The organism is Streptomyces sp. NPDC056480, assembly GCF_042795405.1.
Lineage (GTDB): Bacteria > Actinomycetota > Actinomycetes > Streptomycetales > Streptomycetaceae > Streptomyces.
On the sequence record NZ_JBHTSA010000189.1, the window covers coordinates 1 to 10,478 of the forward strand.

At 72.5% G+C, this 10,478-nt stretch carries 10 protein-coding genes; 5 read left to right on the plus strand and 5 right to left on the minus strand.

Annotated features, from left to right (window positions below):
* From ACFQ79_RS38855 to ACFQ79_RS38870, 4 genes are all read right to left on the minus strand, one after another.
* A partial coding sequence (locus ACFQ79_RS38855; RefSeq protein ID WP_383592655.1) for an ABC transporter substrate-binding protein occupies positions 1 to 1,714 on the minus strand: 1,714 nt, incomplete at its 3' end.
* Between the two features lie 228 nt (positions 1,715 to 1,942).
* The gene (locus tag ACFQ79_RS38860) at positions 1,943 to 2,038 is read right to left on the minus strand and encodes an Ms4533A family Cys-rich leader peptide (RefSeq protein ID WP_319309988.1); all 96 of its coding nucleotides are present in this window, start codon (positions 2,036 to 2,038) and stop codon (positions 1,943 to 1,945) included.
* 101 nt (positions 2,039 to 2,139) lie between these two features.
* A complete protein-coding gene (locus ACFQ79_RS38865) occupies positions 2,140 to 3,516 on the minus strand; it encodes a DUF3152 domain-containing protein (protein ID WP_383592658.1) in 1,377 nt (458 codons plus the stop codon).
* An 8-nt stretch (positions 3,517 to 3,524) separates the two neighbouring features.
* A complete protein-coding gene (locus tag ACFQ79_RS38870; RefSeq protein WP_383592661.1) occupies positions 3,525 to 4,493 on the minus strand; it encodes an alpha/beta fold hydrolase in 969 nt (322 codons plus the stop codon).
* A 141-nt stretch (positions 4,494 to 4,634) separates the two neighbouring features.
* On the opposite strand from ACFQ79_RS38870, the gene ACFQ79_RS38875 reads away from it, so the two are divergent.
* From ACFQ79_RS38875 to ACFQ79_RS38890, 4 genes are all read left to right on the plus strand, one after another.
* Positions 4,635 to 4,850, plus strand: coding sequence for a hypothetical protein (locus ACFQ79_RS38875; RefSeq protein ID WP_383592664.1), 216 nt, complete (start codon positions 4,635 to 4,637; stop codon positions 4,848 to 4,850).
* A gap of 163 nt (positions 4,851 to 5,013) precedes the next feature.
* On the plus strand, positions 5,014 to 5,673 hold the full coding sequence (locus tag ACFQ79_RS38880) for a TetR/AcrR family transcriptional regulator (protein WP_030320731.1): 660 nt from the start codon (positions 5,014 to 5,016) through the stop codon (positions 5,671 to 5,673).
* 126 nt (positions 5,674 to 5,799) lie between these two features.
* Positions 5,800 to 6,027, plus strand: a complete 228-nt coding sequence (locus tag ACFQ79_RS38885; RefSeq protein WP_030207540.1) for a DUF3107 domain-containing protein — start codon at positions 5,800 to 5,802, stop codon at positions 6,025 to 6,027.
* Positions 6,028 to 6,226: 199 nt separating this feature from the next.
* Complete coding sequence (locus tag ACFQ79_RS38890; protein ID WP_383592667.1) at positions 6,227 to 6,499, plus strand: hypothetical protein; 273 nt, start codon at positions 6,227 to 6,229, stop codon at positions 6,497 to 6,499.
* 86 nt (positions 6,500 to 6,585) lie between these two features.
* Here ACFQ79_RS38890 and ACFQ79_RS38895 read toward each other — a convergent pair whose 3' ends face one another.
* Positions 6,586 to 7,308 (minus strand): ferritin-like fold-containing protein, encoded by a 723-nt coding sequence (locus ACFQ79_RS38895; protein ID WP_055599553.1) that lies wholly within the window; start codon positions 7,306 to 7,308, stop codon positions 6,586 to 6,588.
* Positions 7,309 to 7,791: 483 nt separating this feature from the next.
* Between ACFQ79_RS38895 and ACFQ79_RS38900 the strand changes: the two genes are divergently transcribed.
* Entirely contained in the window at positions 7,792 to 10,437 is a 2,646-nt protein-coding gene (locus ACFQ79_RS38900; protein WP_383592669.1) for a DEAD/DEAH box helicase, read from the plus strand.
* The last annotated feature ends 41 nt before the right edge of the window (positions 10,438 to 10,478 follow it).

Genomic DNA, 10,478 nt, shown 5'->3' on the forward strand with positions numbered 1-10,478 from the left:
GCGAGATGTCGAGGACGCCGGTCCAGTCGCTGATGACGACGTTCTTGACGTTCTTGCCGACGAGCCGCTTGTAGACGGGGTGGAAGAGGGGCACGTCGAGCGCCTGCTCGCCGATCTTCTTGTCGAGGGCTCCCCAGCGGGCGGCGGCGGCCTTGAGGTCGGTCAGCTTGTTGATCTCGTCGATCTCCTTGTTGACCGCCGGGTCGTTCAGCTGCGCGTGGTTGTAGTTGGAGCCGTTGGCGACGATCTGGCGTCCGTCGAAGATCGGCGCGAGGAACGGGCCGCCGGCCGGCCAGTCGGCACCCCAGCGGGAGAGGAAGAAGCCGGGCGCGTCCTTGACGCTCCAGCGCTTCTCGTTGAAGGAGTTGGGCTGCTGGCCGTCGAGCTTGACGGTGATGCCGGCCTTGCCGAGCGCCTCCTGGACGGCGGTGGCGATCTCGGGGCTGGTGGTGCGGTTCTGGGCGGTGGAGTGGAGCAGGGTGATGGTGAGCCCGTTCGGGTGGCCGGCCTCCTTCAGGAGCTGCTTGGCCTTCTCCGGGTCGCCCGTCTTCCCGGCCGGGAAGTGGTCGTACGGCGTGAAGCCGAAGGCCTTCTGCTCGGGCAGGAAGGTGGTGGCGGGCTCGGCGAGCGCGGAGCCGCCGGCCGCGTTGACCACGCTGGTGCGGTTGATCGCGTACGAGATCGCCTGGCGGACCTTCGGGTTGTCGAAGGGCTTCACCTTGGGGTTGAAGGCGATGTAGTTGGTGAAGCCGAAGTGGCCGGTGCCGACGCGGGCGGCGAGGGCCTTGTCGGAGCCCACCTGGGCGAGCTCGGCCGGCCCGAGGTTGGTGTCGGTGGTGATCGCGGAGGCGTCGGCCCCGGTGGAGGTGGCGAGGCGCTGGTTGATCACGGCCTCGTCGAGACCGGACCGGACGTCGATCTTGTCCGGGTAGGCCTTGCGCTCCTCGTCGGTCTTGGGGTCCCAGTGCTCGTTGCGCTCCAGGGTGAGGCGCTCACCGTCGTTCTCGTTCTTGACGACCTTGTACGGGCCGGAGGAGACGGGGTGCTCCTCGTACTTCGCACCGGTGTCCTTGGCCTTGGGGACCGGGGCGAACTGGGTCTGGGTGGCGACGAAGGGGAACTCGCCCTCGGGCTTCTTCAGCTTGAAGACGAGGGTCCGGGCGTCGGGGGTGACGATGGACGCGAGGCCCTTCTTGTCCTTGTAGGGGCCCTGGTACGTGTCGCCGCCGACGAGCCAGTCACGCAGGTACGGGGCTCCGCCGGAGAGTTCGGCGGCGAAGGAGCGCTCGATGCCGTACTTGACGTCGGCGCTGGTGATGGGCGTGCCGTCCTCGAACTTCAGGCCCTCCTTCAGCGTGTACGTCCACTCCGTGGCGTCCTTGTTGGGGCGGCCGGTGTCGGTGGCGAGGTCGGGGACGACCTGGGTGCCGGCGGCGCCCGCCTCGCGGTTGCGGGTGGTGAGCGTACGGAAGACGAGGGAGGGGACGTTGCCGCCGCCGGAGGTGTAGAGGCGGGCGGGGTCGAAGTCGGTCTGGGCCTCGGTGTTGAGGACGGTGAGCGTGCCGCCCTTCTGCGGGGCGCCCGCGGCCTTGCCGGAGGTGCCGCCCTTGGCGCCGGCGTCCTCGGGTCCCGCGCAGGCGGCGACGCCCAGGGTCAGGACGAGACTGACGGCGGTCGCTGCCACGCGGCGCGAAACGACGGACGATTGACGCATCGGAGAAAACCTCTCGGAGAACTGCGGGTACGGGAAAGGGAATTCCACGCGGGCAGCGGCGAGCGGCGGCATCCGAAGGGAATGACCGAGCACAGGAGATCAAAGAAGAAAGCCGCGCCTGCGGGGAGGAGACACCCGGCGCGGAGAATCGTCGGTAATGCGGGAAAGCGATGGCCGACTGAGCGCTCGGGCTGGGGGTACCGCCCGGGCCGCCAGGCCCGGGGGGAGTCAGCTACAGAGAATGTCGGCGACGGAATGTCCGGCCACGCCGATGAGCGCCAGCTCGAAGGCGGCGCGATCGGAGACGACGTGACGGGGCGACATGCCGAGAAATATGAACGAACGCGCGAACGATGTCAACGCGGTTCGCGCGATTCCTGAGACGTGCGTCTCAGGATGTGATCACCGGAGGATCGGGGCGGATCTCAACTCCCCGGGTGCACCCAGGGGTTGGGGCGGCACTTGATTCCGTCGATGTTCAGGGACTTCGTCTGCTGCTGCATCACGGGCGCGAGGGCGCCGGGAGTGCCGCAGTTCACATGGCCGTGCCCGAGCCGGTGTCCGACCTCGTGGTTGATGAGCATCTGCCGATACGCGAACATCGCCTTGGGGCCGAAGGTGTCCGAGCCCTGCGCCCAGCGGTACGCGTTGATCATCACGCGGTCCGTCTGCGCCGAGTCGCAGGACACGTTCTCGGCCAGGGTGTCGAGCCCGGACTTCTCGCACCAGACGCCGGTGGTGCCGGGGCTGGCGAGCGTGATGACGAACTGCGGCTCCCCGCTGGAGATGCGCTCGAAGGTCATCTCGCCGTTGCCCGCCCAACTGCGGCGGTCGTTGAGGGTCTTGAACACGGCCGTGGCGAAGAGGTCCTGGTCGAGGCCGAGGCCCTCCTCGACGTCGATCCGGTAGCGGACCAGGTTCCCCTTGCCGGGCGCCTTCTGGAAGCCGGGCACGGCCGCGAACTTGCCGGAGCCCTTGAGCTTGGGGTCGATCGGGTACTGGCGCGCGATCAGCTGCTCGTACGTCGGCGGGGGCGGCGGCGGGGTGGCCTGCGCGGACGCGGCCGGGCTCGACGGGGTGGCCCGCTCGTCGGAACGCGAGGCGGAGGTGTCGTCCGCCCGCTCGTCCGGCTGTTCGGCGGCGTGGGCCGCGCCCGGGGCCTCGTCCTGGTCGGCGACCTGTCCGGTGACGACGACGGCGAGGACGGTGGCGACGGCGGCCGCCGCGACCCCGGTGAGGGTGCGGCCGAGGCCGCCCCTGCCGGCCGGCTCGTCGGCCTCGGGGAGGGTCTCGCGGCGGGGGCCGGGGATGAACGGCGCCTGCGGGGCGGCCTGTTCGGTCTCCTCGGTGCGGGGGGAGCCGTGCCGTGCGGGGTACGGCCGGGGCACGGAGCCCTCAGCGTGCTGCGGATGTCCGCCCCGTACGGAGCTCCCGTAGACGGGGACGCCGTGCGCGGGGGTCCCGAGGGCCGCGTGCGCCCCGGTGTCGTAGGCCCCGCCGCCGTACGCGGGGGTGCCGTGCGCGGGAGTCCCGTACATCGGAGTGCCGTGCGCGGGGGTCCCGTACCCGGGGGTGCCGTGCGCGGGGGTCCCGTACATCGGGGTCCCGTGCGCCGGGGTCCCCGCGGGGTCCTGACCTCCGCCGCCCGCGGTCCTGCGGCGGCGTCCCGTGCCGCCCTGCGGCGCGCGGCCCGGCTGCGTGCCCGGTGCTCCGGCCGCCGCCGGGGCGGCCTGAGGGGCCGCCGCCTGTTGTCCGGTGTCGGCCACCGAGGGCGCGGAGCCCTTGCGACTATGTCGTCCCACGCCCCGGATCAGCTCCCGCCGTGATCGGCGATCAGGTCCCGGGCGGCCTGCGCGACCGTCTCGGGGTACTCCATCATCGCCACGTGCCCCGCCTCGGGAAGGGTCAGCAGGCGCGAGCCGCGGAACGCCGCGGCCGCCTTCCGGGCCATCCGGTACGAGACGAGCTGGTCGCGCCCACCGTAGACGAGGAGCGTGGGTGCGAGAACCCGTTCGGCCTGCCGCCACAGTCCGTGCTGGCCGCCGAGCGTGTACGCGTCGACGATGCCGCGCGAGGAGCGGGCCATGGCGTCCCAGAAGTAGGGGAGCTCCAGACGCCGCTCCATCTCCTCCACGGCGTACCGCAGGCCCTCGTCGGAGACCCGGCCCGGATCCCCGTAACAGAGCGAGAGGACACCGCGGACGCGCTGCTCGGCCGTCCAGTCCTTGGTGAGCTTCGCGAAGGCCGAGGCGACGCCGGGCACCGCCAGCAGCACCGTGGGCCAGGCCGTGCGCTGGGCGCGCAGCTCGGGCAGCGCCGGCGAGACCAGGGTGAGGGTGCGGACCAGGTCGGGGCGCGCCGCGGCGACGCGGGTGGCGACGGCGCCGCCCAGCGAGTTGCCGAAGAGGTGGACCGGTCCGCGGCCCGTGGAGTCGAGGAGCCGGATGACGGCGCGCGCGTGCCCGGTGACCGAGTAGTTGCCGTCGTCGGGCGGCGGCGAGTCGCCGAAGCCGGGCAGGTCGACCGCCTCGCCGTCGACGAGGTCCGCGAGCAGCGGCATCAGGGTGGACCAGTTCTGCGAGGAGCCCCCGAGGCCGTGGACGTACAGCGCGGGCGGCAGACCGGGCTCGACGCCCGGCCGGGCACGCACGGTGAGGGTGAGTCCGGGCAGCGAGACGGAGCGCAGCTCCTCGCCGTCGGCGACCCGTACGGCGCGCGCGGGGCGCGACGCGGAGGGCGCGGCGGCGGTCCGGGTTTCCGGCAGCTCGGTCGACGACATGGCCGCAATATTACGAGACGATCACGCGCGAAGACGTGTGGGTGCCGTCACAGGTGCGTGTGCGGCGAGCCGCGTGTGCTCCTACGCTCGGAGAGAGGGCCATCGGAGAGGACCGCGACCCGCTGCTCCGGAAGGAACCTCATGACTGTCGATCCGACCGATCCGGACACATTCACCGAGGAAGAGGACGTCGTGCTGGACCAGGAGATCCCGGAGGCCGACGCTGCCGAGCAGCACACCGAACTGCAGCAACGCGACGACGAACCGCTCACCCACGTCGAGCGGGACTCGGCCAACGAGGCGGACTCGTCCGAACAGGCACGGGTCGTCACCCTGGACGAGGACGACTACCGCTGAGCGGACGACTACCGCCGATTTGTTCGGTTTAATTTTGAATCGACTGTCGACCCGGACGTCCGGTCCGTGAAATTCTGCGTCCGCACCGCGCACAGCCGGGTTACCCAAAAGTACGATGGCGACGCGCGCGACAGCGTGCATGGATCGATTTTTGGGAGGCCGCGTGAGCGCCATCGAGCAGACAGAGGCAGCACGCCCTCGGGGCACGCGCCTGCCGCGACGTGCCCGACGGAACCAGCTCCTCGGCGCCGCCCAGGAGGTCTTCGTCGCCCAGGGGTACCACTCGGCCGCGATGGACGACATCGCCGAGCGCGCCGGCGTCAGCAAGCCGGTGCTCTACCAGCACTTCCCCGGGAAGCTGGAGCTCTACCTGGCCCTGCTCGACCAGCACTGCGAGTCCCTCCTCCTGGCGGTGCGCACGGCCCTCGCCTCCACCACCGACAACAAGCTGCGCGTCGCGGCCACCATGGACGCCTACTTCGCGTACGTCGAGGACGAGGGCGGCGCCTTCCGGCTGGTCTTCGAGTCCGACCTGACCAACGAGCCCGCCGTGCGCGAGCGCGTGGACCGGGTGAGCCTGCAGTGCGCCGAGGCGATCTCCGACGTCATCGCCGAGGACACCGGCCTCTCCAAGGACGAGTCGATGCTGCTCGCCGTGGGTCTCGGCGGCGTCTCCCAGGTCGTCGCCCGCTACTGGCTGTCGAGCGGGTCCGCCATCCCGCGCGACAAGGCGGTCGGACTGCTGACCTCGCTCGCCTGGCGCGGCATCGCCGGCTTCCCGCTGCACGCCGTGGACGGCCAGCTGAGCGCCGAGGGTCACTGAGCATTCCCGCGGCCTGTTCGCTCCTGGCGTGCGGCGGCTGAGCCGTACGCGTCCCCTCACCGGGCTAATGTGTGCAGCGTACGGCGCGGTATTCGCGCAACGCTGACCGTTCGGAGGGACATAGCCGTGGAGGTCAAGATCGGCGTGCAGCACGCACCCCGGGAGATCGTTCTGGAGAGCGGGCAGTCCGCCGAGGAGGTGGAGCGCGCCGTGGCCGACGCGCTGGCCGGCAAGGCGCAGCTGCTCAGCCTCTCGGACGAGAAGGGCCGCAAGATCCTCATCCCGGCCGAGAAGATCGCGTACGTGGAGCTCGGCGAGCCCGCCGTGCGCCGCGTGGGTTTCGGCGCGCTCTGAGCCCAGGATCTGCGGAAGGGCCCGGTGGACCGTCATGGTCCACCGGGCCCTTCGTCATGCGGCGGACGCCGTCCCGCCGTGCCCTCGGATGTCCGAATGGCCACGTCAGGACGTACAGGAGGATTGCGTTCCGGAGCCCTGGGGTAGGAGGGATCTCGACCGCACCACCCGCCCCGCACCCCTCGCGAGGTGATTCGTAGTGTTCCTGGAAGCCCTCGGCTCCGCCCTGCTCGGCTTCGCCCTGGCCTGGGCCGCCGCGCACCGGCTGCCCGACCGCCTCCCCGTCCGGGTGATCGTCCTCGCCACCGGAGCGCTGGGCGGCGTCTTCGGCGCGCTCGTCACTCACGGGGCCCTCGGCCCCGGTCACTTCCTCGCCACCCTGGTCGGCGCGGTGGCGGTGGCCGCGGTGCTGCTCTCGCTGCTGATCCGGCCCGCCTCGCGCAGGCGGCTGCGACGATCAGCGGCGGCGTGAACAGCGCCGCGCGCCCCCTTCCCGTACGACCGGAACGCCTTCGTACGGGAACTCCCCCGACGGGGACGGCTTCGTACGGGTGATGCTCAGGCGGCCAGGCCGAGCGCGGCCATGCGCTTGGTGTGGGCCTCGGTGATCCGGGAGAACATCCGGCCGACCTCCGCGAGGTCGAAGCCGTCCGCGACACCGCCGACCAGCATGGTCGACAGCGCGTCGCGCTCGGCGACCACGCGCTGCGCCTGCGAGAGCGCCTCGCCCATCAGCCGGCGCGCCCAGAGCGCGAGCCGGCCGCCGACGCGCGGGTCGGCGTCGATCGCGGCGCGGACCTTCTCGACGGCGAAGTTGCCGTGGCCCGTGTCGTCGAGCACGGAGACGACGAGTCCTCGCGTGTCGGAGTCGAGGCGGGCCGCGACCTCCCGGTAGAAGTCACTGGCGATCGAGTCGCCGACGTACGCCTTGACCAGGCCCTCCAGCCAGTCCGACGGCGCGGTCTGGCGGTGGAAGTCGTCGAGCGCCTTGGCGAAGGGCTCCATGGCCGCGGTCGGCTCGGCGTCGACGGCGGCGAGGCGGTCGCGCAGCCGCTCGAAGTGGTGGAACTCGGCGGAGGCCATCTTCGCCAGCTCCGCCTTGTCCGCGAGGGTCGGCGCCAGCTTGGCGTCCTCGGCGAGCCGTTCGAAGGCCGCGAGCTCTCCGTAGGCGAGGGCGCCGAGGAGGTCGATCACGGCGGCGCGGTACTGCGGCTCGGCGGAAGCCGTCGCCCAGTCCTTGGCTGCGATCCCGGTGGGTGTGGCGTTGTCAGGCGTCTCCATGGAGCGCACAATAGCCCGCTCGGGCACCGGGGGAAGGCGCTGGTCAGTCAGTGTGACCGTGCCCTCATCACCATTTCTCCCAACACACATGCGCGATTCCGGGGTACAGTGATAAGGCGCCTGCTGAGTATGCGGACATGCTTTCGCACGTTCGGACGTATCCGGTGGGCCGACTCATGAATGAGGATGCCCGGTCGGTGGCCCGATCGGCTCCGGCCCGACAGCCCTTCCGGCGGACCCGCGGAAGGGTCACCTCAGCGGTACGACGCTCGAGCGACGGCAGTGGTCCCGTGCCACCCGGCAGCGATCCCCAGGATCGCGCCGGCAGTTCCCGGCACGGTACGACCCCCTTCGTTCGCCTCGCACCGCGTCCACAGAAGAGGCAGCACCCTGACTACGACTTTCCGAGACCTCGGAATCCTTCCCGAGACGGCCGAAGCCCTTGAGGCCGTCGGCATCGTCACCCCCTTCCCCATCCAGGAGATGACCCTCCCGGTCGCCCTGACCGGCACCGATGTCATCGGCCAGGCCAAGACCGGCACCGGCAAGACCCTCGGTTTCGGTCTGCCGATCCTGGAGCGCGTCACCGTCCCCATGGACGTCGAGGCCGGCCGGGCGAAGCCCGAGCAGCTGACCGACGCCCCGCAGGCGCTCGTCGTCGTCCCCACCCGCGAGCTGTGCCAGCAGGTCACCAACGACCTGCTCACCGCCGGCAAGGTGCGCAACGTCCGCGTGCTCGCCATCTACGGCGGCCGGGCGTACGAGCCCCAGGTCGAGGCGCTGAAGAAGGGCGTCGACGTCGTCGTCGGCACCCCCGGCCGTCTGCTCGACCTGGCCGGCCAGCGCAAGCTCGACCTGTCCCACGTCAAGGTCCTCGTCCTGGACGAGGCCGACGAGATGCTCGACCTGGGCTTCCTGCCCGACGTCGAGAAGATCATCAACATGCTTCCGGCCAAGCGCCAGACCATGCTGTTCTCGGCGACCATGCCGGGCGCGGTCATCGGCCTGGCCCGCCGCTACATGTCGCAGCCGACGCACATCCGCGCCACCTCGCCCGACGGCGAGGGCGCGACCGTCGCCAACATCAAGCAGCACGTCTACCGCGCGCACAACATGGACAAGCCGGAGATGGTCTCCCGCATCCTGCAGGCCAACGGCCGCGGGCTCGCGATGATCTTCTGCCGCACCAAGCGCACGGCGGCCGACATCGCCGAGCAGCTGGAGCGTCGCGGCTTCGCCTCCGGCGCGGTCCACGGCGACCTCGGCCAGGGCGCCCGCGAGCAGGCGCTGCGCGCCTTCCGCAACGGCAAGGTCGACGTGCTCGTCTGCACCGACGTCGCCGCCCGCGGCATCGACGTCGAGGGCGTCACCCACGTCATCAACTACCAGTCGCCGGAGGACGAGAAGACGTTCCTCCACCGTGTCGGCCGCACCGGCCGCGCGGGCAACAAGGGCACCGCGGTGACCCTGGTCGACTGGGACGACATCCCGCGCTGGCAGCTCATCAACAAGGCGCTCGAGCTGGACTTCCACGAGCCGGTCGAGACGTACTCCTCGTCCCCGCACCTGTTCGAGGAGCTGGACATCCCGGCGGGCACCAAGGGCATCCTGCCCCGCGCCGAGCGGACCCGTGCGGGTCTGGGCGCGGAGGAGCTCGAGGACCTCGGCGAGCCCGGCGGACGCCGTGCGCGCGGCCCGAAGAACGACCGGACCGAGCGGACCGAGCGGACCGAGGAGCGCCCGGAGCGGACGCGGACCCCGCGTCAGCGCCGGCGTACCCGTGGCGGCGAGCTCGACGCCACCGCGCCGGCGGCCTCCGCGGCCCCGGCCGTCGAGACCGCGCCGGTGACGGACGAGGCGCAGGCCGAGTCCGGCCCGCGCACCCCGCGCCGCCGCCGTCGCACCCGCGTCGGCGCCCCGGGCTCCGCGCCGGTGACGCAGGCCGCCCAGGCCGCGCCCGCGACGGTCGCCCAGGCCGAGCGGAAGGCTCCGGCCGCCCGCACCGTGGTCGAGGACGTCGCTCCGGCGCCCGTGGCCGAGGCTCCCGTGGTCGCGGCCCCGGTCGTCGAGACCGCCGTGGTCGAGGCCCCGGCCGCCGAGCCGAAGGCCCCGCGCCGCCGCAGCCGTACCGCCGCCCGTCCGGAGGCCGTGCGCACCGCGCCCGCCGCTCCGGCCCCCGTGGCCCAGGAGGCGGCCCCGGCCCCGCGCCGTCGTCGTCCCCGGGTGATCCGCCCGGCCGAGGACACCGTGTCGTTCCAGACGGTCGAGACGGCCGCGGCCGCGCTGCGCGCCGCGAAGGCCGCGCCGGTCGTCGAGGCGCCCGTCGCCGTGGCGCCGGTCGTCGAGGCGCCCGTCGCCGTGGCGCCGGTCGAGGAGCCGAAGAAGGCTCCCCGCCGCCGCACCGCCAAGAAGGCCGTCACGCAGCCGGTCGCCGAGACCGTCGCCGCCGCCCCTGTGGTGGCCGAGCCGGTCGCGGCCGCCGTCGTGACCGCCGCACCCGTGGTCGAGGCCGCCGCGGCGGTCACGGCCGAGGTTCCCGCGCCGCGTCGTCGCCGTGTGGTGCGGAAGGCCGCCGGTTCGCCGGTGACCTCCACCCCGGTCGTCGAGCCCGTCGTCGAGCCGGCGCCCGCGCCGGTCGTCGAGGAGGAGCCGAAGAAGCCCGCGCGTCGCCGTGTGGTCCGCAAGGCCGCCGGTTCGCCGGCCACGTCGACCGCCGCCGCGACCGTGATCGTCACGGCTCCGGTCGTCACGGCTCCCGTCGTCGAGGCCGCTCCGGCCGTCGAGGCGCCCGTGGCCGAGGCCCCGGCCGTCGAGGCGCCGGTCGAGGAGCCGAAGAAGGCTCCCCGCCGCCGCACCGCGAAGAAGGCCGTGGCGGAGCCGGTCGCCGAGACCGGCGCCGTCGAGGCTCCGGCCGCCGAGGAGGCCCCGAAGGCCCCCCGTCGTCGCGCGGCCAAGAAGGCCGTCGTCGCCGAGGCGCCCGACGCCTCGGAGCCGAAGACGCCGGCCCGACGTCGAACGACGAAGAAGGCCGCCGCGGAGCCGGTCGCCGAGGCCGCCGTGGCCGAGGCGCCGAAGGCCCCGCGCCGTCGCACCACCAAGAAGGCGGCGGCCGCTCAGCCCGAGAGCTGATCCCGCCCGCCCTCACGACCGCGGCCCGGCCCCTGCTCCAG